At 64.5% G+C, this 24,873-nt stretch carries 28 protein-coding genes; 12 read left to right on the top strand and 16 right to left on the bottom strand.

The window, feature by feature from the left end; all coding sequences use genetic code 11:
* Positions 1-9: 9 nt before the first annotated feature.
* Complete coding sequence (locus MTR72_RS30490) at positions 10-195, bottom strand: YdcH family protein (protein ID WP_063701369.1); 186 nt, start codon at positions 193-195, stop codon at positions 10-12.
* Positions 196-525: 330 nt separating this feature from the next.
* Between MTR72_RS30490 and MTR72_RS30485 the strand changes: the two genes are divergently transcribed.
* The 3 genes from MTR72_RS30485 to MTR72_RS30475 all read left to right on the top strand — a co-directional run bounded on the left by MTR72_RS30485 (position 526) and on the right by MTR72_RS30475 (position 1,381).
* On the top strand, positions 526-732 hold the full coding sequence (locus MTR72_RS30485; RefSeq protein WP_280966661.1) for a YdcH family protein: 207 nt from the start codon (positions 526-528) through the stop codon (positions 730-732).
* Positions 733-891: 159 nt separating this feature from the next.
* A complete protein-coding gene (locus tag MTR72_RS30480; RefSeq protein ID WP_280966662.1) occupies positions 892-1,107 on the top strand; it encodes a hypothetical protein in 216 nt (71 codons plus the stop codon).
* A 22-nt stretch (positions 1,108-1,129) separates the two neighbouring features.
* Positions 1,130-1,381 carry a hypothetical protein gene (locus MTR72_RS30475; RefSeq protein ID WP_280966663.1) on the top strand — a complete coding sequence of 84 codons (252 nt, stop codon included), beginning with the start codon at positions 1,130-1,132 and terminating at the stop codon, positions 1,379-1,381.
* Here MTR72_RS30475 and MTR72_RS30470 read toward each other — a convergent pair.
* A complete protein-coding gene (locus MTR72_RS30470; RefSeq protein WP_341511660.1) occupies positions 1,378-2,100 on the bottom strand; it encodes a GGDEF domain-containing protein in 723 nt (240 codons plus the stop codon). The two genes, MTR72_RS30475 and MTR72_RS30470, sit on opposite strands and share 4 nt — an antisense overlap.
* A 142-nt stretch (positions 2,101-2,242) precedes the next feature.
* Between MTR72_RS30470 and purE the strand changes: the two genes are divergently transcribed.
* Both purE and MTR72_RS30460 read left to right on the top strand, forming a co-directional pair.
* The gene (purE, locus tag MTR72_RS30465) at positions 2,243-2,731 is read left to right on the top strand and encodes a 5-(carboxyamino)imidazole ribonucleotide mutase (protein ID WP_280966665.1); all 489 of its coding nucleotides are present in this window, start codon (positions 2,243-2,245) and stop codon (positions 2,729-2,731) included.
* Entirely contained in the window at positions 2,728-3,834 is a 1,107-nt protein-coding gene (locus tag MTR72_RS30460; protein WP_280966666.1) for a 5-(carboxyamino)imidazole ribonucleotide synthase, read from the top strand. The genes purE and MTR72_RS30460 overlap by 4 nt, the downstream gene beginning before the upstream one ends.
* Before the next feature lie 24 nt (positions 3,835-3,858).
* Here MTR72_RS30460 and aqpZ read toward each other — a convergent pair whose 3' ends face one another.
* Positions 3,859-4,581: an aquaporin Z gene (aqpZ, locus tag MTR72_RS30455; RefSeq protein WP_280966667.1), complete on the bottom strand. Its 723-nt coding sequence runs from the start codon at positions 4,579-4,581 to the stop codon at positions 3,859-3,861.
* Between the two features lie 263 nt (positions 4,582-4,844).
* Between aqpZ and rpsU the strand changes: the two genes are divergently transcribed.
* Together rpsU and MTR72_RS30445 are read left to right on the top strand one after the other, a co-directional pair.
* Entirely contained in the window at positions 4,845-5,144 is a 300-nt protein-coding gene (gene rpsU / locus MTR72_RS30450; protein ID WP_279372941.1) for a 30S ribosomal protein S21, read from the top strand.
* A gap of 124 nt (positions 5,145-5,268) precedes the next feature.
* On the top strand, positions 5,269-5,916 hold the full coding sequence (locus MTR72_RS30445) for a tetratricopeptide repeat protein (protein WP_341511659.1): 648 nt from the start codon (positions 5,269-5,271) through the stop codon (positions 5,914-5,916).
* Positions 5,917-5,940: 24 nt separating this feature from the next.
* Here the strand turns inward: MTR72_RS30445 and MTR72_RS30440 are convergent, their stop codons facing one another.
* From MTR72_RS30440 to MTR72_RS30390, 11 genes are all read right to left on the bottom strand, one after another.
* Positions 5,941-6,891 (bottom strand): hypothetical protein, encoded by a 951-nt coding sequence (locus MTR72_RS30440; protein ID WP_280966669.1) that lies wholly within the window; start codon positions 6,889-6,891, stop codon positions 5,941-5,943.
* 91 nt (positions 6,892-6,982) lie between these two features.
* The gene (locus MTR72_RS30435; RefSeq protein WP_280966670.1) at positions 6,983-7,267 is read right to left on the bottom strand and encodes a cupin domain-containing protein; all 285 of its coding nucleotides are present in this window, start codon (positions 7,265-7,267) and stop codon (positions 6,983-6,985) included.
* A gap of 134 nt (positions 7,268-7,401) precedes the next feature.
* The gene (locus MTR72_RS30430; protein ID WP_341511658.1) at positions 7,402-8,499 is read right to left on the bottom strand and encodes a calcium:proton antiporter; all 1,098 of its coding nucleotides are present in this window, start codon (positions 8,497-8,499) and stop codon (positions 7,402-7,404) included.
* 62 nt (positions 8,500-8,561) lie between these two features.
* Positions 8,562-9,362 carry an alpha/beta hydrolase gene (locus MTR72_RS30425; protein ID WP_280966672.1) on the bottom strand — a complete coding sequence of 267 codons (801 nt, stop codon included), beginning with the start codon at positions 9,360-9,362 and terminating at the stop codon, positions 8,562-8,564.
* 274 nt (positions 9,363-9,636) lie between these two features.
* The gene (locus MTR72_RS30420) at positions 9,637-11,034 is read right to left on the bottom strand and encodes an NAD(P)(+) transhydrogenase (Re/Si-specific) subunit beta (RefSeq protein WP_280966673.1); all 1,398 of its coding nucleotides are present in this window, start codon (positions 11,032-11,034) and stop codon (positions 9,637-9,639) included.
* A gap of 38 nt (positions 11,035-11,072) precedes the next feature.
* The gene (locus MTR72_RS30415) at positions 11,073-11,390 is read right to left on the bottom strand and encodes a proton-translocating transhydrogenase family protein (protein ID WP_280966674.1); all 318 of its coding nucleotides are present in this window, start codon (positions 11,388-11,390) and stop codon (positions 11,073-11,075) included.
* Positions 11,391-11,401: 11 nt separating this feature from the next.
* A complete protein-coding gene (locus MTR72_RS30410; protein WP_341511657.1) occupies positions 11,402-12,529 on the bottom strand; it encodes a Re/Si-specific NAD(P)(+) transhydrogenase subunit alpha in 1,128 nt (375 codons plus the stop codon).
* Between the two features lie 143 nt (positions 12,530-12,672).
* The gene (locus MTR72_RS30405; protein ID WP_280966676.1) at positions 12,673-12,825 is read right to left on the bottom strand and encodes an aa3-type cytochrome c oxidase subunit IV; all 153 of its coding nucleotides are present in this window, start codon (positions 12,823-12,825) and stop codon (positions 12,673-12,675) included.
* 96 nt (positions 12,826-12,921) lie between these two features.
* Entirely contained in the window at positions 12,922-13,317 is a 396-nt protein-coding gene (locus tag MTR72_RS30400; protein WP_280966677.1) for a type II toxin-antitoxin system death-on-curing family toxin, read from the bottom strand.
* A gap of 13 nt (positions 13,318-13,330) precedes the next feature.
* Positions 13,331-13,555 carry an AbrB/MazE/SpoVT family DNA-binding domain-containing protein gene (locus MTR72_RS30395; RefSeq protein ID WP_280966678.1) on the bottom strand — a complete coding sequence of 75 codons (225 nt, stop codon included), beginning with the start codon at positions 13,553-13,555 and terminating at the stop codon, positions 13,331-13,333.
* Positions 13,556-13,665: 110 nt separating this feature from the next.
* Complete coding sequence (locus MTR72_RS30390) at positions 13,666-15,561, bottom strand: M3 family oligoendopeptidase (RefSeq protein ID WP_280966679.1); 1,896 nt, start codon at positions 15,559-15,561, stop codon at positions 13,666-13,668.
* Positions 15,562-15,679: 118 nt separating this feature from the next.
* Between MTR72_RS30390 and MTR72_RS30385 the strand changes: the two genes are divergently transcribed.
* The 3 genes from MTR72_RS30385 to MTR72_RS30375 all read left to right on the top strand — a co-directional run bounded on the left by MTR72_RS30385 (position 15,680) and on the right by MTR72_RS30375 (position 21,670).
* Positions 15,680-17,176 carry a sigma-54-dependent transcriptional regulator gene (locus MTR72_RS30385; RefSeq protein WP_280966680.1) on the top strand — a complete coding sequence of 499 codons (1,497 nt, stop codon included), beginning with the start codon at positions 15,680-15,682 and terminating at the stop codon, positions 17,174-17,176.
* Positions 17,177-17,521: 345 nt separating this feature from the next.
* A complete protein-coding gene (locus MTR72_RS30380; RefSeq protein ID WP_341511656.1) occupies positions 17,522-19,777 on the top strand; it encodes a L,D-transpeptidase family protein in 2,256 nt (751 codons plus the stop codon).
* Between the two features lie 273 nt (positions 19,778-20,050).
* The gene (locus MTR72_RS30375; RefSeq protein WP_341511655.1) at positions 20,051-21,670 is read left to right on the top strand and encodes a DUF882 domain-containing protein; all 1,620 of its coding nucleotides are present in this window, start codon (positions 20,051-20,053) and stop codon (positions 21,668-21,670) included.
* A gap of 105 nt (positions 21,671-21,775) precedes the next feature.
* Here the strand turns inward: MTR72_RS30375 and MTR72_RS30370 are convergent, their stop codons facing one another.
* Positions 21,776-22,048: a DUF2312 domain-containing protein gene (locus tag MTR72_RS30370; RefSeq protein WP_280966683.1), complete on the bottom strand. Its 273-nt coding sequence runs from the start codon at positions 22,046-22,048 to the stop codon at positions 21,776-21,778.
* Between the two features lie 185 nt (positions 22,049-22,233).
* Positions 22,234-22,536 (bottom strand): DUF1244 domain-containing protein, encoded by a 303-nt coding sequence (locus MTR72_RS30365; RefSeq protein ID WP_280966684.1) that lies wholly within the window; start codon positions 22,534-22,536, stop codon positions 22,234-22,236.
* 173 nt (positions 22,537-22,709) lie between these two features.
* On the opposite strand from MTR72_RS30365, the gene MTR72_RS30360 reads away from it, so the two are divergent.
* Positions 22,710-23,306, top strand: coding sequence for a DUF1036 domain-containing protein (locus MTR72_RS30360; RefSeq protein ID WP_280966685.1), 597 nt, complete (start codon positions 22,710-22,712; stop codon positions 23,304-23,306).
* Positions 23,303-24,739, top strand: coding sequence for a pyruvate kinase (pyk, locus tag MTR72_RS30355; protein WP_280966686.1), 1,437 nt, complete (start codon positions 23,303-23,305; stop codon positions 24,737-24,739). The genes MTR72_RS30360 and pyk overlap by 4 nt, the downstream gene beginning before the upstream one ends.
* Positions 24,740-24,873: the final 134 nt, after the last annotated feature.

The following is a 24,873-nucleotide window of genomic DNA, read 5'->3' as shown; positions in this document are numbered from 1 at the left end:
CGGGGATGACTAGTGAAGCGTGTCGTCCGAGTTGTGCTTCAACCGCTCGATCTGGTCCTTGACCATCAGCTTCCGGCGCTTCAACTCAACAATTTGCAGGTCGTCTGTTGAAAGGTGCACGAGTGCTTCGTGCAATTCGTTTTCGAGAAGTTTGTGTTTCCGCTCCAATTCAACCAGATGTGCCTGAATTGTCATTCGAAACCTCCTCGGTAGGGTTGAACCTTAGGATTCGATCCGGACGGCGAAGTGTACATCAGCGATTCCTTCTGTCGATGATTATCCGTTGTCGCACCGTCATTTTTGAAAATTCATATGTAATGAAGCGTGAGTACGGAACCGCCCCGGAAAAACCCGTGATATCAATGCGCTCGTCCAGTGCCGCAGCGATCTACTGCACCATGTTGCAAGAGAACGGTGCGTGACGACCGAGATCGCTTGCGATCACGCCGCGCAAGGACGATAATTTCCACAGGACGTCCACAGCCTTGTCTTAGCGCTCATCGGGTTTTTCGGCCACCGCAGATCATGACCAATGAAAATGAGCGCGAGCTCGAAGCCGAGCTCGCCCGGTTGCAGCAGGAACACCGAGATCTCGATGCGGCGATCGATGCGCTGCATCAATCGCCCGCCCCCGACCTATTGCGGTTGCAGCGCCTCAAGAAGCGCAAGCTGTTGTTACGCGACCGGATCGCGTTCATCGAAGACCAGATCACGCCCGACATTATCGCCTGATCGCGACGCGCCTTTCGTGGCGGCTCGCCTTCAAAAGCGCCGGCCATGTCTCCGAACCAATTGGTCTGCGAACATCTGGCGCGCAGCGCGGGATTCCGCTTGACTCACTTGGAACAAAAAGAGAACATTTGGGAGCCAACCGCCCCAGGAAAACACCCAATGCCAGCACCCCTTTTCGACAACAGTCACTATGAACAAGCCTGCGATCAGGCGATCGCGATGTGCGACGGCAACCTGCGCAGCACCATCAAGGCGCTGATCATGGCCAACGAATATCTGGAGGCGGAGCTCGAGGAATTGCAGGCGGCGATTTCGGCCGGCTGCATCCCCGAGACCTCGCGCGGCGAGATGCGGAGCAAGAGCAGCGCCGCCTGATGCCACCATCCGGAGCAACGCCATGTCGGATATCACCTACTACGTTGCAATGCCCTTCCTGATCGATGCCAGCGGATCGCCGGTCGCAGGCACCGCGGAGGAATGCCAGAATTCGGCGGCCGCCCTGCGGCGCGCCGAAATCCTGGCGCGCAGCGCAGGCCACATCGGCGCGATCGCGTTCAGCCGCAGCGGCGATCCCATGACCGGCGAGTTCGGCGACCCCAAGCTGCTGCGGAAATTCGGCAGCGTGCCGGAAGACCTCGGCGCCCTTTAGATCAGGTGCTGACCAGCCCGATCCGCGGCTCGTGGTGACGTTGGCTCGTGCCGCCGATGCGCCTTGCGTACATACATCGCGGCGTCGGCCTCTTCCAGCACACGGCCGGCATCGGACTGCGGCCCGAGCAGCGCCACGCCGGCGGACGCGCCCGCGTTCACACGCTGGCCGCGGAAGACGAACGACAGCTCGTCGATCGCCTGCTCAAAGGTCGCGGCCTTTGCCTTGGCGTCGGTTTCGCTGAGATTCCACAGCAGCAGCGCAAATTCGTCGCCACCGAGACGGCCGACCGCATCGGACGCGCGCACCTGGCGCGTCAGTGTGGCGGCGATCACCTTGAGGACCTCGTCACCCGCGGCGTGGCCGAAGGAGTCGTTGATCGGCTTCAGCCGGTCGACATCGAGCACAATCAGCGCGCCGCTGGCGCGGTAGCGCTTCATGTAGGCGATGGCGCGCTGGAGCTCGCGCTCGAAGCCGCGCCGATTGGGAATTTCGAGCAGGAAGTCCGTATCGGCCACCGCCTCGAGTTCCGCCACCCGCTGCAGGGCCTCCTTGAGCTTGGTCCGCAGGCTGCGGATCGTCGCCTTGGCGCCGTCGCCGGCCGGCACGCGACGCCGCGCCAGCCCGGCCGGACGCTTGGCCGCGGTCTTGAACCGGCTCCCGCTGGTCTTTCGGCCCTTTTTGGCCTTCGCAGCGATAGCCCTTTTTGGTTTCTTCATGGGCATCCTGCTCAATGAAGGCTTGCGGGGATTCACCAAGACAGGATAGTGCATTCCCTTCTCCTTGCCACCGCCTTGCGAGCCGCCGGCCGGAACCGATAATCTGGCCTATGTTTCTGTATTCCCGAGCACAATTGACGTCATGACCGCGCCGATCGCCATCATCATGGGAAGCCAGTCGGACTGGGAGACAATGCGGCATGCCGCCGACACGCTCGCAGCGCTCGGCGTTGCCTGCGAGAGCCACATCGTCTCCGCGCATCGAACCCCGGATCGGCTGTTCGCCTTCGCCAAGGGCGCCAAGGCCGCAGGCTTCAAGGTCATCATCGCCGGCGCCGGTGGCGCAGCCCATTTGCCCGGCATGGCGGCGGCGCTAACGGAACTCCCCGTCTTCGGCGTCCCCGTCGAATCCAGGACCCTCAAGGGGCTCGACTCGCTCTACTCGATCGTCCAGATGCCGGCGGGCATCCCGGTCGGCACCCTGGCGATCGGCAAGGCGGGCGCGATCAATGCGGCGCTGCTCGCGGCCGCCGTGCTGGCATTGTCCGATCCGGCGCTGTCGAACCGCCTGGCCGCCTGGCGCAAGGCGCAGACCGAGGCGGTTGCCGAGCGACCGGAGGACAAGGCGTGACTGACACCAATCGGGTGAAGCTGAAGCCCGGCGACACCATCGGAATCCTCGGCGGCGGACAACTCGGCCGGATGCTGGCCATGGCCGCGGCGCGGCTGGGCCTGCGCTGCCAAGTGTTCTCTCCCGATCCCGATTCCCCGGCCTTCGACGTTGTGCTGAACGCGACTTGCGCCGAATATGCCGATGTCGAAGCGCTGGAGTTGTTCGCCAGCGACGTCGACGTCATCACTTATGAATTCGAGAACGTGCCGGCCGCCGCCGCAATGGTGCTGGACGCGCGCCGCCCCGTGCTGCCGAACCGCAAGATCCTCGAGACCACACAGGACCGGCTTGCCGAGAAGGATTTCGTGACGCGGCTCGGGATCGGCACGGCGCCCTATGCCGACGTCACCTCGGTCACTTCGCTGCGTGAGGCCATCGTCAGGATCGGGCTGCCGGCGGTGCTGAAGACCCGCCGCTTCGGCTACGACGGCAAGGGCCAGGCCATCATCCGCGAGGGCGACGACATCGCCAAGGTGTGGACCAGCCTCGGCACCAAGCAGGCGATCCTGGAGGCCTTCGTGCCGTTCGAGCGCGAGATTTCCGTGATCGCCGCGCGCTCGGCCGCGGGCCAGGTCGAATGCTTCGACGTGACCGAGAACGAGCACCGCGATCACATCCTCAAAGTGTCCCGCGCGCCGGCGCCGATTCCGGATTCGCTCGCGGATGAGGCACGCGGCATCGCCAGCAGGATCGCGAGCGCGCTCGACTATGTCGGTGTTCTCGCGGTCGAGATGTTCGTGCTCGCCAACGGCACCGGGCCAAAAGTGCTGGTCAACGAGATCGCCCCGCGCGTGCACAATTCCGGTCACTGGACGCTCGACGGCGCTTCGGTCTCACAGTTCGAGCAGCACATCCGTGCCATTGCCGGCTGGCCGCTCGGCAAGCCGGTGCGCCACGGTGAGGTCGTCACCATGACCAATCTGATCGGCGACGAGATCAGCGATTACGAGAAGTGGCTGACCGTCCCGGGCGCGACCGTCCACCTCTACGGCAAGGGCGCGCCGCGCCCCGGCCGCAAGATGGGCCACGTCACCGAGGTTCGACCGGCACGAGGCAAGTGACGGGATCGCGGCGCGTGCCTGCGATCACGCCGTCTTCACGCCTGCGACGACGCCCGTCGGCTCCTCGCTCAGCCAGCGATAGATCACACCGCCCAGCGCGCCGCCGATCAGTGGAGCGACCCAGAACAGCCAGAGCTGTGCCATCGCCCAACCGCCGACGAACAGAGCAGGCCCTGTGCTGCGCGCCGGGTTCACCGACGTGTTGGTGACGGGAATGCTGACGAGATGGATCATCACCAGCGCAAGCCCGATCGCGAGCGGCGCGAAGCCCGCGGGCGCGCGGCCGTGGGTGGCTCCCATGATGATGAACAGAAACATCATGGTCATCACCACCTCGGTGATGAAACATACGACCATGCTGTAATGACCGGGCGAGTGCGCATCATAGCCGTTGGAGGCGAAGCCCTTGCCGACGTCGAATCCGGCAGCGCCGCTCGCGATCACATAGAGAAGCGCGGCGGCCACGATTGCGCCCGCCACCTGTGCAATCACGTAAGGAAGGATCTGCCCGGCCGGAAAACGTCCGCCGGCAGCCAGGCCGACCGTGACGGCCGGGTTGAGGTGGCAGCCGGAGATGTGGCCGATGGCATAGGCCATGGTGACCACGCTCAGTCCGAATGCCAGAGAGACGCCGACCAGGCCGATTCCGACCTGCGGAAAGCCGGCTGCGATCACTGCACTCCCGCAACCTGCGAATGTGAGCCAGAAGGTGCCGATAGCCTCGGCGGCGTATTTTTTCATGTCCATGTGGCGTTTCCCCTGATTTCCAAGATTTCCGGAGCAAAGCTCCGGCTGCCGCCCCGTCCTTGGCGCCAAATCTCCCAAATCGGGGCCGCACAAGGGCACTTTCGCCTCATTTAGTGGCCGAACTTGGCCCGAAATGCTGGTTCGCAGGTGGACATCTCACCTTTTGTCTGATACATCCGCGCGCTCAAGGTTAAGGGCCGGGCGTTTTGCCACCCCCTTTGACTTACCAGAATTCAAATCCGATCCACTGAAGAGGATGCCGCGTGCAGGTTCTCGTTCGCGATAACAATGTTGATCAAGCCCTCAAGGCGCTGAAGAAGAAGATGCAGCGCGAGGGTATTTTCCGCGAGATGAAGCTCCGCGGCCATTACGAAAAGCCCTCCGAGAAGAAGGCCCGCGAAAAGGCTGAAGCCGTGCGCCGCGCGCGCAAGCTCGCCCGCAAGAAGCTGCAGCGCGAAGGCCTGTTGCCGATGAAGCCGAAGCCGGTGTTCGGCGCAGGTCCCGGTGGCGACCGCGGTGCTGGCGGCCGTGGTGGTCCGGGCGCCGGTCGCGGACCGCGCTGATTTTCCTGATCTGCACGACTGAGTTTTCGATGACGCGGGCCCCGGGCCCGCGTTATTAGTTTGTAGCGGTGCCTTTCCTGGGACGGGGCACTACAGATGCGGCACCAGCGCGAGCGAACCGTAGATGGCTTCCCCTTTCCCCGAGCGCCTGTTGGCGCGGTCGCGCCACGTATGGCGGCAGCCGCTCATGCTGGCTTTAGTGGGAATCATACTGTCCGGCTGCTCCTTCGATCTGGGATCGCTGATGCCTGAGAAGGACAAGCCGCAGGAGGCGCCCAAGGCGGCAGCCACCGACAGCGCCGTCAGTGCCGGCAATGTCAGCGAGGCTCAGGCCCACACCGCGAAAGGCCAGGCTCTGGCGAAGTCCGGAGAGACGGCTGCCGCACTCGACGAGTTCAATCGGGCGGTCGCGCTCGATCCCTATAACGCGCAGGCGCTCTATGGCCGCGCCCTGATCTACCAGGGCAACAACGAGCACGATTTCGCGATCGCCGATTTCGGCGCGGCGAGCGGGCTCAACCCGCAAAAGGCCGAGCCGCTGCTCGGCCGCGCCGTCAGCTATCTCGCGCTCGGCAAGGTCAAGGAGGCGGCAGCCGACCTCGATGAGGCGTCCGAGGCTGATCCGCACAATGCCCAGGTCTGGACGACGAGGGGGCAGGCCTACGAGCGGCTGGGTGACAAGGCCAAGGCTGCAGCGTCCTACACCAAGGCGGTCGCGCTTCGGCCGCGCGACGACGCCGCGCGCAGCGGCCTTGCCCGCGTCGGTGGCTGACAGGCCAGGCGCGGTGCTGGCGCCTTAATCCGGGGTGACGCCCTTCGGCAGGACGGCGTGGAACATCGACTTCATGCCAGACAGCATGTCGTCGGCAACATTGGTCTTGGGCCGCGGGCCAGCGGACCCGCCCGCGTCGGCACGCAAATCGAGCGGCGGCGGAAGCATCGGCACGGGAATATCAGCCGGCGGGGTCAGCCTGTTGGGATCGTCGTTGCCGACCGACGCCGTGTAGGGCGGGTTCGCCGACGACTGACCGTTGCCATAGGTTTCGCCTGATGGCGTCGACACCGTGATCGGCGGCGGCAGCGGCCGCACGGCCGATGGTCCCGCGGTGACTACCCGCGGCGTCTCCTGCGCCCGGGGCGCCTCGATCGCGTGGGCCGACTCCTGCGCCGCGGGCTCAGCCGACTTGTTCTCGGCCGACCTGCTCTCAGGCGATTTGCGCAGGCGCTCGATGGCGGCGCGCGCAAGATCGTTGGCATCCGGGGTTGCAGCCGTCGAGGCGGCCGCCGGAGCCGAATTGGCCTCGACGACCGGCGCGGCCGCAGCGGGAGCGCTAGCGGCGGGGGTGGACTTGGCGACGGCCTTCTCACGCGCCGACGGACGGCCGCGGACGTTTGTGGAGGCGGTCTCGGCGGGCGCTACATCCGCAGGCTTGGCATCTGCGGCCTTGGCATCCGCAGCCTTGGTCTCGGCCGGCCGATCGGCGGGTTTGTCGGCGGGCTTCTCAGCCGCCGGCTTGTCCGTCACGGATTTCTCGGAAATGCCCTTGGCCTTGACGCCCGGTGCGGGGAGATTGGCGACGTTGGCAGGTTTACCGTCCTTGCCGGGCTGGGCGGGCGCAATGGCCGCCGCGGGGGTGTCGGGGGCAGGCTTGGCGTTGATGTAATGATTAACGATGTACGCCCCGATGATCGTCGCGAGCACCGAGGGGAAAATATCCATCGAAATTTTAGCGAGGTATTTCAGCATTCCGGCCACTCCCCGCGCGATCTGATGCGGGAACTTTGGGGCATAGTAAGGGATCAACTGCGACGGATCGATGGCAATTGGTGAACGGGACTTACGGCTTCAGCTCGATCTCAAGGAACACGATCTCGGTTGCGGTTTCGTTAAGCACGTCGTGCTCGACACCCGCCTTGCGGAAGTAGGACTTCCCCGCCGCGAGCTGCGCCTTGGAGCGCCCGCCATCGGGCGCGACGATGGTCATTTCGCCGGCGACGACGGGAACGATCACGTAGTCCATCCCGTGGACGTGGTGCCCGGTCGCACTGCCCGGCGCCAGCCGCCACTCGGTCACCCGGACCTGCTCGTTGTCGATCTGGACCTCGGATTTGGCGGCAAGCATCGGAATTCTCCAGTGGCATGATCCGGAAAAGTGGGCAGCGGCTTTCGCGACAAACGCGGAACACGTTTGCGCGGAGATCATGCCCAAACAACAAACTGAAGCGCGATGAAGATTTATCCCAATCTCATCGCGCTTCAGGGCACGAAGACCATGAAGACGTAGACGGCAAATACCACCAGATGGACCAGTCCGAACAGGACGTTGGTCCGACCGGTCCCGAATGTCAGCATGCTCAGCAAAAATGTGAGGAACAGCAACGCCGTGTTCTGCGGGTTCAGGCCCAGCACGAGCGGCTGATCGAAGGCATAGGTGGCGAGCCCGACCGCCGGAATGGTCAGCCCGATGGTCGCAAGCGAGGAGCCGAGCGCCAAATTGATGCTCTTCTGGAGGTCGTTCTTGCGCGCCGCCGCGATGGCGGAGACGCCTTCCGGCATCAGGATCAGGAGCGCAACCAGAAGGCCCGCAAACGCGGGCGGAGCGCCGATCATGCCGGCGACGGCATCGACGACGAGCGAGAATTTCTTGGCGAGGAGAACGACGGTCAAGAGCGAGATCAGGAGCAGCACCAGGCTGAGCGCCAGCATCTTGCCCGACAGATGGCTCCCGCCACCATCGTCGTCCCCGGTCTGATTGATGAAATAGTCGCGGTGCAGGACGGTCTGCGTATAGAGGAATACGCCGTACAGTACGATCGTCACGAGGTCGACGAAGCCGAGCTGAAGCGCCGAGTAGAACGGGCCCGGCGTGGTCAGCGTGTAGTTGGGCATGATCAGCGTGATGGTCGCGAGCGCAATCAATCCGCTGAGATAGACGTTGGCGCCGGAGACCTGAAAGCCCTGCTCGCGGTAGCGCAGGCCGCCGATGAAGACACAGAGGCCGACCAGGCCGTTGCAGACGATCATCACGACCGCGAAAACCGTATCGCGCGCGAGTTCGGGCGCCGGCTTGTCGCCCAGCATGATCGTCGTGATCAGCGCGACCTCGATGATGGTGACCGACAGCGTGAGCAGCAGCGTACCGAAGGGCTCGCCGATCCGCTCCGCGATCACCTCGGAATGATGGACGGCCGCGAACACCGTGCCGAACAGGATCACCAGAAGGACGATCGCAAACACGAAGCCCCCGGCCGACAGCGTGAAGCCGTAGCCGGTCGCGGTGACGATCAGGAACAACAGCACCGCCAGGGCGGGGAAAATCCATGACGACCGCGGCATCGGTCCGTGAGCGCTCATATAGACAAATCCTTAAATCGAGCCGGTGCGATTATGCGCGAGAAGATCGCGCGCGTCAGCCCTTAGCTGCCATTGATGAATTGTCGCGCGATCTCCATGGCCCCGAAGGCATCGAGATCGTTGTGTCCGCCACCGGAAAGTCGGACGAGGCGCTTGGGCTCGTGGGCGAGCGCGAACAGCCGCACCCCAAACTCGATCGGGATAGTCGGATCGTCTGTACCATGCATGATCAGAAGCGGCGCGGTAACGCGGGCGATGCGCTCGTCCGAGCGAAACTGGTCGCGCATCAACAAGCGGGCCGGCACGAACCGGTAGAGCGAGGCCGCGACGTCGGCCATCGACGTGTAAGGCGCCTCCAGGATCAATTTGCCGATCGTGTGCTCGGATGCGACCGCAATCGCCACGCCGGTCCCGAGCGAGAAGCCCCAGGCGACGATCCGCTCCGCGGCGTAGCGCGCGGTCGCGAAGGCGTAAGCGGCCGCCGCGTCACGCAGCAGGCCCTGCTCGCTCGGCGCACCACTCGAGCCGGCATAGCCGCGATAGGACAGCGCGACGAGACCACTGCCGTCGGCCGTCATGGCCTTGAAGCGACTGACAAGACCGGCGAGATAATCGCCATTGCCGTGAAAATAGAGGATCACGGGACGGCCGGGCTTGGCAGGCACGTGCCAGACGATCACCTTCTCGCCGTCCGACGTGGCCAGGAGGTGCTCCTCGGCCAGTGAAAATCCTGCGGCGGCCGGCGCCGTCCGTTCGACGGTCGGGATCGGAAACAGCATCTCGCGCTGCTTCGCATAGAGCAGGACGAGACCGGCGACATAGCCGGCCGCAGCGAGGATGGCGATCCACTTGATGAAGGTCATGCAGGCGACACGAGGCTGAGGCCCAATCCTTCGGCGGGACATCGCGAACGACGCAGCCTCGTCCGAAAGGGCCCGCCACAGGCCTCAAGGCTTGCGACGACTTCGCAGCAATTTCAGGACATCCGGCCGGATGCTCGCCGGAATGTCGCGGCAGCCGCATGCCGCCTTATGGGCCGCATGCCACGCGATGCGCTGCTCTCGCGTGGCCTTGGGCGGCATGCGATGGGACCGGTGCCACTCCTTGTTCAGGGCCACCGGTCCGCCTCTCTCGGTGCTACATCGCCTTGACGATGTTCTCGGTGACCTTCTTGGCGTCGCCGAGCAGCATCATAGTGTTGTCGCGATAGAACAGCGGATTGTCGATGCCGGCATAGCCGGACGCGAGCGAGCGCTTGATGAACATCACCGTGCCGGCCTTCCAGACCTGGAGCACCGGCATGCCGTAGATCGGCGAGGTCTTGTCCTCCTCGGCCGCGGGGTTGGTGACGTCGTTGGCGCCGATCACGAAGGCGATGTCGGCCTGCGCGAATTCGGAGTTGATGTCCTCGAGCTCGAACACCTCGTCATAGGGCACGTTGGCTTCGGCGAGCAGCACGTTCATGTGACCGGGCATGCGGCCCGCGACCGGATGGATGGCGTACTTCACCTCGACGCCTTCCTTCTTCAGCATGTCGGCCATTTCGCGCAGCGCGTGCTGGGCCTGCGCCACCGCCATGCCGTAGCCGGGCACGATGATGACCTTGGAGGCGTTCTTCATGATGAAGGCCGCATCGTCGGCCGAACCGAGCTTGGCAGGCTTCTGCTCGCCCGTGCCGCCGCCAGCAGCCGCAGTCTCGCCGCCGAAGCCGCCGAGGATGACCGAGATGAAGGACCGGTTCATCGCGTGGCACATGATGTAGGACAGGATCGCACCACTCGATCCGACCAGCGCACCGGTGATGATCAGCGCGGAATTGCCGAGCGTGAAGCCGATACCCGCCGCAGCCCAGCCCGAATAGGAGTTCAGCATCGAGATCACGACCGGCATGTCGGCGCCACCGATCGGGATGATCATGAGCACGCCGAGCGCCAGCGCGAGGATGACGTTCAGCCAGAAGAACACGACGCTGCCGGTGACGACGAGGCCGATGATGCAGGCGACCAGCGCAACCGCGAGCGCGATGTTGATGAGATGCCGCGCCGGCAGGATGATCGGGGCGCCGCTCATGCGCGCGGACAGCTTCAGGAACGCGATCACCGAGCCGGTGAAGGTCAGCGCGCCGATGGCGACGCCGAGCGACATTTCGACCAGGCTCTGGGTGTGGATGTTGCCGGGCGTGCCGATGTCGAAGGCCTCGGGCGCATAGAACGCGCCGGCAGCGACCAGCACCGCGGCCATGCCGACCAGCGAGTGGAAGGCGGCGACCAGCTCCGGCATCGAGGTCATCGGCACGCGGCGCGCGATCACCGCGCCGATCGCTGCACCGATGGCGATGCCGACGATGACGAGCAGCCAGGCGAGGCCGTCCGCCGGCGGATGGTTGGCGAGCGTCGTGGCGACCGCGATCGCCATGCCGATCATGCCGAGAAGATTGCCGCGGCGCGATGTCGCCGGGCTCGACAGTCCCCGCAGCGACAGGATGAACAGCACACCCGCCACGAGATACAACAATGCAGAGAGATTAGCGTTCATCTCAGGTCCCCATTATCCCATCAGCCCGAGGTGGCCGCTTACTTCGACTTCTTCTTGTACATCGCCAGCATGCGCTGGGTGACAAGGAAGCCGCCGAAGATATTGATGCAGGCGAAGATCAGCGCGATGAAACCGAAGCCCCGCGCCCAGCCTGACCCGCTCGATACATTCGCAACACCGCCCGCGAGCAGTGCGCCGACCACGATCACCGAGGAGATTGCGTTGGTGACCGACATCAGCGGCGTATGCAGCGCGGGGGTCACCGACCACACCACGAAATAGCCGACGAAGACGGCGAGGACGAAAATCGACAGCCGGAAGATGAAGGGATCGACGACCTGTGCAACATGCTCCATGACGGCTCTCCTTAGGCTTTCGGTTGGAAGTTCGGGTGGATGACGGCGCCGTCCTTGGTCAGCGCGGTCGCCTTGACGAGCTCGTCGTCCCAGTTCACGGCCAGCTTCTTCTCTTTCTTGTCGACCATAGTCTCGATGAAGGAGAACAGGTTGCGCGCATAGAGGCTGGAGGCCGAGGCCGCGACGCGGCCGGCGACGTTGGTGTAGCCGACGATCTTGATGCCATCGAGGTCGACGACCTCACCGGCTTTGGCGCCCTCGACATTGCCGCCGCGCTCGACCGCGAGATCGACCAGCACCGAACCCGGCTTCATCGACTTGACCATCTCGCCTGAGATGAGCTTCGGCGCCGGGCGTCCCGGAATCAGCGCCGTCGTGATGACGATGTCCTGCTTCTTGATGTGCTCGGCGGTGAGCGCGGCCTGCTTGGCCTGGTACTCCTTCGACATCTCCTTGGCGTAGCCGCCGGCGGTCTGCGCGTTCTTGAACTCCTCGTCCTCGACCGCGAGGAACTTTGCGCCGAGCGATTCGACCTGCTCCTTGGTCGCGGGCCGCACGTCGGTGGCGGTGACGACGGCACCGAGGCGGCGCGCAGTCGCGATCGCCTGGAGGCCGGCAACGCCGACGCCCATCACGAACACCTTCGCCGCGGGCACGGTGCCGGCAGCCGTCATCATCATCGGGAAGGCGCGGCCGAAGGCTTCAGCGCCCTCGATCACGGCGCGGTAGCCGGCGAGATTCGCCTGCGAGGACAGCACGTCCATCACCTGCGCGCGCGTGATGCGCGGCATCAATTCCATCGCGAAGGCGGCGATGCCGGCATCGGCCATCGCCTTCAGCGCTGCATCGTTGCCGTAAGGGTCCATGATGGCGATGACGAGCGCGCCGCGCTTGTACTGGGCGAGCTCCGATGCTTCCGGCCGCTTCACCTTGATGATGATATCGGCATCCTTCAGCGCATCGGCGCTGACGGTAGCGCCCACTGCGGTGAATTCGGAATCCGGAAGGCCCGATTTGAGGCCGGCGCCCGGCTCGACGGCAACCTCGGCGCCCAGCGCCTTGAACTTCTTCACCGTATCAGGCGAAGCGGCGACCCGCGGCTCTGACGGATCGATTTCCTTGGCAACGGCGATCTTCATAGGTCCTCCGGCGGGCGCGGGACAGCGCACGCACAAAAAAGTAGCGTTACTCCCGCGACGTTGGATACCGGTTTTGATACCGGCTTGGATGCAAATATTGTGGGCAGCCGCCGCCGCTGGCGTAGGCAGCTACCGAAGAAGGATCAGGTGAGGAAGATCGCCATCAGGATCACGATGAGCGCGACCGAGGCCGTGCCGTACTTCACCAATTTGATGAAGCCCTCATAGGTCTGCTCGTGCGCAACGTAGTCGTTGCCGTCGGCGGTGGTGTACGCCACTTCGCTATGTTCAGCCATGGATGTCCCCAGTCGAAAGTCCAATTCTTCGCTGGCAATACCGCAATAAACCGGACAGGGCAACGGCGCGGAGGCGCGGTTTTCCTGCAAATAGGCTCATTCGGAATCCCAATTGTCGCGGATCCAGCGCGTGAGGCTCCGCTCGCTGACTTCGCCTGCGGCGAGTGAGAGGATGATGATTGCAGCTTCCGCGGGATCGGGACTGAAGGCCGCGCTGTTCTTACCCAAGAACACCATCATCGCCATAAAAGCGATGCGCTTGTTTCCATCGACGAATGCAGGGTTTTTTGCGAGGCCGAATGCATAGGCTGCGGCGAGCTCGTCCAGTGGCGCCTGCTCATAGCGCCATTTGTTGATCGGCCGCTCCAACGCCGAGCGCAACATGCCTTCGTCGCGCAATCCTGGCGCACCGCCGAAACGGCGAAGCTGTCGACTGTGAATGGCGACAGCTTGCTCGTACGCAATCCAAAGCGGTTCCTGAGGCTCGCTCATGCGAGTGAGCCAACTATTTTGCAATCGCTGCTAGCGTGTCGCGATATTTGTCCATGATCTCGTCGGCGATTTCCATCGTCCGCTCGAAGTCAGGATCGTAGGGCAGTGCCTGGAAGCCGCCACCCGGCAACTCCACGATGTGCAGTTGCTGCCCGCGCTTGAGGTCGAGGCGCTGCATCAGCTCGCGCGGCAACAACAGCCCATCCGAATTGCCGATCTTCTTGATCTCGATCTTCATGGCCGTCTCACCGTAGATAGATGGCGTTATACATCTGTATAACGCCATCCGCGGCAGCAGTTCAACAGGTGTTTTACTACATCCTGCCTACAATTGAGGCATCTCCGCGCTCAGCCCATCGCCTCCAGCTCGTCGATCATGCCGGCAATGACCGAGAGCCCGCCGTCCCAGAATTTCGGGTCCTTGGCGTCGAGCCCGAAGGGGCGGAGCAGCTCGGAATAATGCTTGGTGCCGCCGGCGGCGAGCATGTCGAGATAGCGCTCGGCAAAGCCCTCGGCGGCGTTCTCGTAGACGGCGTAGAGCGAGTTCACGAGGCAATCGCCGAACGCATAGGCATAGACGTAGAACGGCGAGTGGATGAAATGCGGGATGTACATCCAGTAGTTCTCATAGCCCGCCTTGATCTCGATCGCCGGTCCGAGGCTCTCGCCCTGCACCGACAGCCAGATCTCGCCAAGCCGCGTCGCGGTGAGCTCGCCGTTCTTGCGTTCGGTATGCACGGCGCGCTCGAACGAATAGAACGCGATCTGCCGCACCACCGTGTTGATCATGTCCTCGACCTTGCCGGCGAGCATCGCCTGGCGCTGCTTCGCACTCTTGGTCTGCGCGAGCAGCCGCTTGAAGGTCAGCATTTCCCCGAACACGCTTGCGGTTTCCGCGAGCGTCAACGGCGTCGGCGCCATCAGCGCGCCGTTCTTGGCCGCCAGCACCTGGTGCACGCCATGGCCGAGCTCATGGGCGAGCGTCATCACGTCGCGCGGCTTGCCCTGGTAGTTCATCAGCACGTAAGGGTGCGCCGACGGCGTGGTCGGATGCGAGAAGGCGCCGGGCGCCTTGCCCGGACGCACCGGCGCATCGATCCAGCGGTCGGCGAAGAAGCGCTCGGCGATCTCGGCCATTGTCGGCGAGAAGCCGCGATAGGCAGTGAGCACCATGTTCCGCGCGTCCGGCCACGCGATGGTGTCGGTCGCGGCAAAGGGCAGCGGCGCGTTGCGGTCCCAATAGGCGAGCCGCTTCTTCTTGAACCAGCGCGCCTTCAGCGCGTAGTAGCGATGCGACAGCTTCGGATAGGCCGCGCGCACAGAAGCGACCAGCGCATCGACCACCTCGCGCTCGACGCGGTTGTTCAGATGGCGGGAATCCGCGACGTCCTGGAAGCCGCGCCAGCGGTCGGCGATGTCCTTGTCCTTGGCGAGCGTATTGGTGATCAGCGCAAAGGTGCGCTCATTGGCCTTGAACGTCTTTGCCAGCGCTTCGGCGGCGGTCTTGCGCTTGGCGCCGTCGCGGTCCTGCAACAGGTTCAGCGTCGGCTCGATCGCGAGCTCCTTGGAGCCGACCTTGAAGCGCAGGCCCGAGATGGTTTGGTCGAACAGCCTGTTCCAGGCGGAATACCCGGTCTGCGCCTTCTCCAGAAAGAGCTGCTCCAGCTTGTCCTCGAGCTGGTACGGCTTCTCCTTGCGCAGGTCCTCGATCCACGGACGGTAATGCGCGAGCTCGGCGGTTTGCATCGCGCGGGTCAAAAGATCGTCATCGATGCGGTTGAGCTCGAGCGCGAAAAACAACAGATGCGTGGACGCCGCTGTCAGCCGTTCGGAGACGTCGCCGTAAAACTTTGAAATCTTGGGATCAACGCTGTCGCCGGCGTGGACGAGGCCAGCATAGGAGCCGAGACGGCCGGCGAGATCATCGATCGCCTCATAGCGTCGCACGGCCTCGGCGAGCCATTTTCCGCCATCTTCGTTTGCTGTCCCTGTCGCGAGCTTGCCCTTGTAGTCCGTCTCAAACGCGACGCAATCGGCGTCCATCTTCTCGAGATCGCGCGCCACTTCCGGCGCATCGATCCCGGAATAGAGATCGGCGAGGTTCCACTCCGGAAGCTTGCCGGTTTTGCTCGCCGGCTTTCTGGAGGACTTTGCTTTGGCGGCGTTTTTTTTGGTGTTCGGCTTGCGGAGAGCGGACGTGCTAAGAGCAGACTTGCTAAGTGCAGATTTGGAGCGCGAAGTCATTGTGCTGGAAACCTGTGTTCAACGATCGCAGAGATCATCAAGGTTTAAGAGTGCGTTAATCGGCTTCGGCCAGAGTGACCCGATTCGAGACAGATAGTTGTAGCGTGCGGGGAACACCATGGCTGCCAGTATTTTGATCGCCGACGACGACGCCGTAGCGCGCCGTCTGGTCGAGAACATGGTGCAGAAATGCGGCTATGAGACGGTCGTCGTGGACTCCGGCGATGCCGCAATCGCCGCCCTCACCGCGCCCGACGCGCCGGCCATCGACGCCGTGATCCTCGATCTCGTGATGCCCGGCCTCGACGGCATGGGCGTGCTGGCCAAGATCCGCGAGGCGGGGCTCAGCGTCCCCGTGATCGTGCAGACCGCCCATGGCGGCATCGACAACGTGATCTCGGCGATGCGCGCAGGCGCGGCCGATTTCGTGGTCAAGCCGGTCGGCATGGAGCGGCTTCAGGTTTCCTTGCGCAATGCGCTCAACGCCTCCGCACTCAAGGGCGAATTGCAGCGCATCCGCCACAGCCGCGAGGGACGCTTGACCTTCTCCGACATCGTCACGCGTGCCGAGGCGATGACGCCGGTGATGCGCGCCGCGCAGAAGGCGGCGGGCTCCTCGATCCCCGTGCTGATCGAAGGCGAGTCCGGCGTCGGCAAGGAGATGTTCGCGCGTGCCATCCATGGAAGCGGCGAGCGCAAGGCAAAGCCGTTCGTCGCGGTCAATTGCGGCGCTATCCCTGACAATCTCGTCGAGTCGATCCTGTTCGGTCACGAGAAGGGCGCCTTCACCGGCGCGACCGAACGGCACATGGGCAAGTTCGTCGAGGCCCATGGCGGCACGCTGTTTCTGGACGAGGTCAGCGAGCTGCCGCTGACCGCGCAGGTCAAGCTGCTGCGTGCGCTCCAGGAAGGTGCGGTGGAGGCGGTCGGCGGCCGCAAGCCCGTCAAGGTCGACGTCCGCATCATCTCCGCAACCAACCGCAGGCTTCTGGAGCGGGTGAAGCAGGGCCACTTCCGCGAGGACCTGTTCTATCGCCTGCACGTGCTGCCGCTGACGATCCCGGCGCTGCGCGCGCGGCGCGAGGACATCCCGCATCTGCTTCGTCATTTCCTGGCGCGGTTTGCTGCCGAGGAGAACCGCGCGATTACCGGCATCAGCGGCGAGGCGGTGGCGCACCTGGCGCAGCTCGATTGGCCCGGCAACATTCGTCAGCTCGAGAACGCCGTCTATCGCGCAGTGGTGATGAGCGAGGGCGACCAGCTCGGCCTCGGCGATTTCCCGCTGCTCAGCTCGCATCCGCATCCCGGGACGGAGATTCCGACCGCGCCGCTGATGCTCGAGCCGATTGCGGCGCCCACAATGGTATCGGGTAGCGAAATACCGATCGCCCCCCTGCCGTCGGCAGGCGCTCTTGCCATGTTGACCTCGACCGGCGACGTGCGGCCGCTCGAGGACATGGAGAACGAGATCATCCGATTCGCGATCTCGCATTATCGCGGACAGATGTCGGAGGTGGCCCGCCGCCTCAAAATCGGCCGCTCCACGCTTTACCGCAAACTCGACGAAGCCGGCGTGTCCGGACATGGCGGGAAAAGCGGAGAGGAGACGCACTAGGCCGCGCTGTGAACCGCGGTTTGCCTGACGCTCCGAGATGAGCGCAAGCCCTTTGGTTTACGGCATTTTCGACTGCGGCGTGAACCGTGACTTGGAAGTGACAGACAAAGGGAAAAGCGCGTGGCAGAGGCGCACAATCCGTTGCAAAGAGGCTTCCTTGAAGTCAGTTTGTCGTGAGTTGTCCCGGGTAGCGCTGGCTGCAAAATCGGGGCCTGTATATCGTCGGCGTATGAAGCGTTGCGTGCAGGCGTGCAACTTGCGAGAGGCCGGCGCGGTTAGCCGAAGCTGAAAAGACGATAACGAAGCTGTTCCATGAGGGACAGTTCGCCCGAGGGGTGTGACACAATGCTTGACTGTTCGAACCACCGTCGAGGCTTTGACCGCGTGCTGATGACGGTCGCGGCAACCTTCCTCACGGTGTCGGCCACTTCGGCACTGGCGCAGGATCAGGCGCGCAGCAGTGCTGCCGAGCTCGCGATCGAAGCCGCAATCCCGCGCCCCGAACCGGCAAACGTCCCGCCCCCCACCGCCGCCGACATCAAGCTCGACACCACGGCAGCGGTTCAGGACCCCGCCAAGGACGCAATGAGAGAGCCGACAAAAGCGGAAGCTGCTCCGGCGCCTGACAAGGTCGAGACCAAGCCCTCCGACGTCGCCACCACGCCGGCAGCCGACGCGCCGAAGAGCGAGACGGCCAAGACCGAGCCGACCAAATCTGAGCCGACCAAATCTGAACCTGCCAAATCTGACACCGCGACGGCAGTGCCGACCGCTCCCGCAGCACCTGCAGCCGCCGCAGCGGCCCCGGCCGAACCGCCGAAGGAGATCGCCAAGGAGCCCGCCGCCGAGCCGGTGAAGGCCGCGAGCAACGTGCCCGCCGCCGACCAGCCGGTCGCCGACAAGCTCAAGGACATGATCGGCACCAAATCTTCGCGTTATTTCGATCGCAAGAACGAGCGTGCCGCCGTCGAGAAGTTTTACGGCGCGCGCGAGTTCGCGCCGGTCTGGACGCAAGCAGGCAGCTTGACCGCCGCGGGCAAGGGCGTGATTGCGCGGCTGAAGGATGCAGCCTCCGACGGCCTCAATCCCGCCGATTACCCTGTGCCGGATTTCGCCGCCGCCACGACGCCCGATGCGCTCGCCGAAGCCGAGCTGAAGCTCACCGCCAGCATGCTCGACTATGCGCGTCAGGCGCAGAGCGGCCGGATGCACTGGTCGCAGGTCAGCGCCGATATCCTCTATCCCGAGCACCCGGTCGACCCGAACGAGGTACTGACCAAGGTCACGACCGCGGCCGACGCGTCCGCCGCGCTCGACAGCTACAACCCGCCGCAGAAGCTCTACAAGGAGTTGAAGGCGAAGCTCGCGCAGCTCCGCGGCCAGGGCGAAGGCCCGATGATCGAGATCGGCGACGGCCCCGCGCTGAAATACACCCCGGCCCGCGGCAAGAAGCAGGCCGAGGTCGTGGTGGAAGATCCGCGGGTGCCGCAGCTCCGCGCCAAGCTCGGCATTACCGAGAACGCCAACGATGCGCGCTACGACGCGACGGTTGCCGAAGCCGTGCGCAAATTCCAGGACGGCGCCGAGCTCAAGGCCACCGGCATCCTCGACGACAGGACTGTCAAGGCGCTGAACAGCCCGAAGCGCGACAGGCAGATCGACACGGTGCTGGTGAACATGGAGCGCTGGCGCTGGTTGCCGCGCGACCTTGGCGTCCCGTCGCTCGGCGACGCCTATGTCATCCTCAACATCCCCGACTACACTCTGAAGGTGATGCAGCGCGGCCAGCAGGTCTGGACCACCCGCGTCGTCACCGGCAAGCCGGGCCAGCATGCGACCCCGCTGCTCAGCGAGACGATGAAGTACATCACGGTCAACCCGACCTGGAACGTGCCGCCGTCGATCGTCTACAACGAATACCTGCCGGCGCTTCAGCAGGACCCGACCGTGCTCCAGCGCATGGGCCTGCGCCTCGAGCAGAACCGCGACGGCTCCGTGCATATCTCGCAGCCGCCCGGTGAAGCCAACGCACTCGGCCGCGTCCGCTTCAACTTCCCGAACAAATTCCTGGTCTATCAGCACGACACGCCGGACAAGTACCTGTTCGCCAAGGAGGAGCGCGCCTTCAGCCACGGCTGCATGCGCGTGCAGAATCCGGATCAGTACGCCTCCGTGCTGCTCAACATCACGATGCCGAACGAGCACTACACGCCCGAGCGCATCCGCAGCATGTACGGCTCGAGCGAGATCGATCTGAAATTCCCGACGCCGATCCCGGTCAACATCACCTACCAGACTGCGTTCGTGGATGACGCCGGCAAGCTGCAATTCCGCAGGGACGTCTATGGCCGCGATGCGACCATGATCAACATCCTGAAGAACAGCCGCGGCAAGGACCTCGAGAGCGTCGTCGCACATTCTCAGCCGAGCTATTCGCGCCCGGCGACGACGCTGCCGTCCGGCGTGGCGATCGCCAACAATGGCGGCGGCTTTGGCGGCTTCTCCTCGTCCGGCCCCTCGTTCTTCGAGCGCCTGTTCGGGGCGCCGACCCCGCCGCCGGCTCCGGTCGGCCGCAGGTCGCAGCGGGTGTTTACCCGCTGAGGCCATTCTCAGCCGCTTATTCCTTCGAATTTTGCAACAGAATCGGCGATCCCGTCCCCTGGTCGGGATCGCTTAACGTTAACCATTCTCTCACCCGAGGCCGGTCAGCCGGCGTTTTTTCGCCACAGTCAACCGCTTAGGTTTGTATTCAGACTTGGTTTGGGGGCGGGAAGGTACACCTCGAATTAACCTTCTCGCTTTAAGAAAGCGTTCATCCTCTTTCGCGCGCTAGCGGGGTTGGCGGGAGAGTCCATTTGAACGCTCGTCGACTGGGTGGGCTCATACGTGCTGGCTGGTTTCGCACGCAAAATTTCTGCGGTGTCGTTGTCCCATGCGGGAGTGAAGGCCGGATCCAGGATCGGCCTCGCCGCGCTGCTGCTGCTTGCCGCCGCCGGATCGGTTCATGACGCGGCGGCGCTGAACGAGACCCGCACGCTCTCCTTCCACCACACCCATTCCGGTGAAGATCTCACCGTCACCTTCAAGCGCGACGGGCGCTATGACGAGGCTGCGCTGAAGCAGCTCAATCACTTCCTGCGCGACTGGCGCACCCAGGACGAGACGGTCATGGACCGTCACCTCTTCGACATCCTCTGGGAAGTCTATCGCGACGTCGACGCCAAACAGCCGATCCAGATCATCTCCTCCTACCGCTCCCCCGCCACCAACGCCATGCTCCGCCGCCGCTCTTCGGGCGTCGCGCGCTTCAGCCAGCACATGCTGGGACATGCAATGGACTTCTACATTCCGGGCGTGCCGCTGGAGCAGATCCGCTTTGCCGGCCTGCGCCTGCAGCGCGGCGGCGTCGGCTTCTATCCGACCTCCGGCTCGCCCTTCGTGCATCTCGACACCGGCAGCATCCGGCATTGGCCGCGCATGACGCATGATCAGCTCGCGCGCGTCTTCCCGGACGGCCGCACGGTCCATGTGCCCGCCGACGGCACGCCGCTGAAGGGCTATGAGCTTGCCAAGGCGGACATCGAGCGGCGCGGCAATGGCGACGACGCCGCGACCGGCGGCAAGTTGAACTTCTTCGCTGCCCTGTTCAGGAGCAAGTCGGCTCCCAGCAGCGAAGAGGATGACGAAGGCGCCCCCGCCGCGAGCGCGAAGCCGACGGCCCCGACCGTGGTCGCCGCCGCGAAGCCGGCCGATCCAGTGCCGACGCCGCGCGCCAAACCGCAAGCTGCTGCAACGCTCCAGCTCGCCTCGGCCGATGCGCAGATCGTTGCGCCGGCCAAGCCGAAGCCCGCACCCGTCGCCGACAAGCCGGCTGACGCCAAGCCGACCGACAAGCCGGAGACGCCGGCCGACATCATCAATGCCCGCGGCTTCTGGGATACGCCGGCAACGCCGCAGCAGGCGACGCCAGCCCAGGTCGCCGCGCTGAAGGCGCGCCAGGCGCTCGCCGCCGCCACCGATCCGCAGCCGACCGCGAGCGTCTCCTCATCCGCCTATGAGGCTCTGGCCTATGCGCCGGGCGACGCCTCCCAGGTTGACCACGCCAAGGTCGTCGCCGCCTCGGCACCGATCCCGCGCCCAGGCCGTCCGGTCTCCCGCAACCTCGCCCAGGCCACTGAAATCAACACGGTTGTGGCCAAGGGGTCCCAGGGCGCGATCGCGACCTCAGCCCGCCTCTCCGCCGCCAAGGGCGAGAGCCTGTGGCTCAAGATCGTGATGCTGTCGCCAAGCGCGAGCCGCGCAATGTCGGTGACGCTGATGGGCGAGATCGATATGGCTGCTATGCGCGCCTACTTCGTCAAGCCGCAAGCCGTGATCGCGATGGGCTTCACCGACGATCCAATGCAGGGCATGTCCTGCGACAGCTTTTCGGGAAGCGCGACGGCGAAGTTCGAGATGACGTCGTTCGTCATGCGCACGGCCGCACTGCGCTAAGGCCCGTCCGACTTTCGCTGTTTTCACAATTTCAGTTTGGTGGCCCGGATTTCGCTTCGCTCCATCCGGGCTACACGTTGCTTGCAATGGCGGAGGCCGGACGCCTCAGAGCATCCCCAGCGCCTGCATGTAGGTCTCGAGGATCGTCTCGGCCTCGGCGCGCTCGTTCGGGTCCTGCTTGCGCAGGCGCACGATGGTGCGCAGTGCCTTCACGTCGAAGCCGTTGCCCTTGCTCTCGGCGTAGACGTCACGGATGTCGTCGGAGATCGCCTTCTTCTCTTCCTCCAGACGCTCGATGCGCTCGATGATGGATTTGAGCTGGTCTTTTGCAAATTTCGTCGCGGGCTCGTCGTCGCGGACGGCGGCGGAGGTGGCCATCTTGTACTCCCAATGGAACTGGCAAAACGAGGTGACGCCGGCATCGTCACCGCGCGTGCTGCTTGACCCTTAGGGTTGGCGGCCGTTGCGTTCAAGGCAACAACACAATCGTCCACAGCGCGCCCACACCTTCCTGCGGGAGGATAAAGAAAGCTGTTGTGCTGTGCGCGACTCAGGCCACGGGCTCAGTGCCCGGGATGGACTTTCTTCATCGCCTCAAGCTGCTCCGGCGTGGCCGTGCCCTGGTACTTCGACTTCCAGGTCTCGTACGGCATGCCGTAGATGGCCTCGCGGCTCTCGTCCTTGCTGAGGGCCACCCCTTGCGCGTCGGCCGCATCCTTGAGCCAGTTGGAGAGGCAATTGCGGCAGAAGCCCGCCAGATTCATCAGATCGATGTTCTGGACGTCGGTCCGCGTCCGCAGATGCTCGACCAGGCGCCGGAAGGCGGCGGCCTCGAGCTCCGTTCTGGTTTTGTCGTCGATTGCCATAGCTGGATCCCTTGGCTCTGACCCGGTGGTTGGCTCATCCTTACGGGATCAGGTGGGGTCCTGTCACAGATTTTGCCATATCGCGGCGCAAACGGGCCGCCGAGGAGGTTCAGTACAGTAGCTCCGCCCCCTCTACGCGAAATCGTCAACCATCTGATATAGCTTCCGCGACAATGATCGCCGAATCTCCCCGTTCACCCCTCCGCCTGCTCGCCCGGTTGGTCCCGGTGCTGGCGGTTGCCCTGCTGTGCCTCTGGAGCAGCCCGGCATCGGCCGATTTCCGCCTGTGCAACAACACCGCAAGCCGGGTCGGTATCGCACTCGGCTACAAGGACGCCGATGGCTGGACCACCGAGGGCTGGTGGAACATCTCGTCCCGCTCCTGCGAGACGCTACTGCGGGGAACGCTGGTCGCCCGCTACTACTACATCTATGCGATCGACTACGACCGCGGCGGCGAGTGGTCCGGGCAGGCCTTCATGTGCTCGCGCGACAAGGAATTCACCATCCGCGGCACGGAGGATTGTCTGGCGCGCGGCTACGATCGGACCGGCTTCTTCGAGGTCGACACCGGCGAGCAGCGGGCCTGGACGGTGCAGCTCACCGACGCCAACGAGCAGCCCTCGCAGCAGCGGGTGCCGGGTCTGCCCGGACCAGTTGGCCCGGGCGGCGGCGTTCCGGGTTTGCCCAATAGCCCGCCGGGTGCTACGCCCCCGGGCTCGCCTGGTCTTCCGCCAGGTGCCCCTCCCCCGCCTGGGAATAAGCCATGAGGCGTCTTCGCCGTATCAAGATTCTCGCGACCCTCGGACCCGCCTCTTCAGACCTCGCGATGATCCGCCGGCTGTTCGAGGCCGGCGCCGACCTTTTCCGCATCAACATGAGCCACACCCCGCACGACAAGATGCGGGAGCTGGTGGCGACCATCCGTAACGTCGAGAGCAGCTACGGCCGGCCGATCGGCATCCTGGTCGACCTCCAGGGCCCGAAGCTCAGGCTCGGCGCCTTCGCCGACGGCTCGGTCCAGCTCCAGAACGGCCAGACCTTCACGCTGGATTCCGACAAGGCGCCAGGCGATTCCACGCGCGTCCATCTCCCCCATCCGGAGATCCTCGCCGCATTGCGGCCGGGGCATGCGCTCCTGCTCGATGACGGCAAGGTGCGGCTGATCGCGGAGGAAACCTCCAAAGAGCATGCGGTGACGCGTGTCGTGGTCGGCGGCAAGATGTCCGACCGCAAGGGCGTCAGCCTGCCCGATACGGACCTGGCGGTCTCGGCGATGACGCCGAAGGACCGTGCCGATCTCGAGGCGGCGCTCGTCACCGGCGTCGACTGGATCGCGCTGTCCTTCGTGCAGCGCGCCGATGACGTGATCGAGGCCAAGAAGATGATCCGCGGCCGCGCCGCCGTGATGGCCAAGATCGAGAAGCCGCAGGCCATCGACCGCCTCGCCGACATCATCGAGGCCTCCGACGCGCTGATGGTGGCGCGCGGAGACCTCGGCGTCGAGCTGCCGCTGGAGCGTGTGCCGAGCCTGCAGAAGCAGATGACGCGCATGGCGCGCCGCGCCGGCAAGCCGGTGGTGATCGCAACCCAGATGCTGGAATCGATGATCCAGGCGCCGGTGCCGACCCGCGCCGAAGTCTCGGACGTCGCCACCGCCGTCTATGAAGGCGCCGACGCCATCATGCTGTCGGCGGAATCGGCCGCCGGCAAATTCCCGGTCGAGGCCGTCTCGACCATGAACCGCATCGGCGAGGAGGTCGAGCGCGACCCGACCTATCTTTCGGTGGTCGCGGCGCAGCGCCCGTCGCCCGAGGCGACCGCAGGCGATGCCATTGCAGATGCTGCACGGCAGATCGCCGAGACGCTCGACCTGCCGGCGCTGATCTGCTGGACCAGCTCAGGCTCGACCGCCGTGCGCGTTGCGCGCGAACGGCCGAAGCCGCCGATCGTGGCAATCACGCCGAACATCACGGCCGGACGCCGGCTGGCGGTTGTCTGGGGCGTGCATTGCGTGGTCGCTGAGGATGCGCGCGACCAGGACGACATGGTGAGCCGCGCCGGCCAGATCGCGTTTCGGGATGGATTCGTCCGCGCCGGTCAGCGCGTGATCATCGTCGCCGGCGTGCCGCTCGGCATCCCCGGCACCACCAACATGGTGCGCATCGCCTCGGTTGGCCCCGAGGGCGAGGCGAATATGTGAGGCTCCTATGATTCCGGGGCGCGCGCGGAATGCGCGGGCGAACCCGGAATCTGGAGATTGCGGCCCATCTCCGGCGACGCTGGCCTGAGCCCAGCAAAAATATCGAAAACAACCCCATGCAAAGTAGCCGATGG

The sequence above is a fragment of the Bradyrhizobium sp. ISRA442 genome (assembly GCF_038085055.1).
Classification (GTDB): domain Bacteria; phylum Pseudomonadota; class Alphaproteobacteria; order Rhizobiales; family Xanthobacteraceae; genus Bradyrhizobium.
Note: the sequence above shows the minus strand (reverse complement) of the source record. Positions and strands in the feature narration are given on the sequence as shown.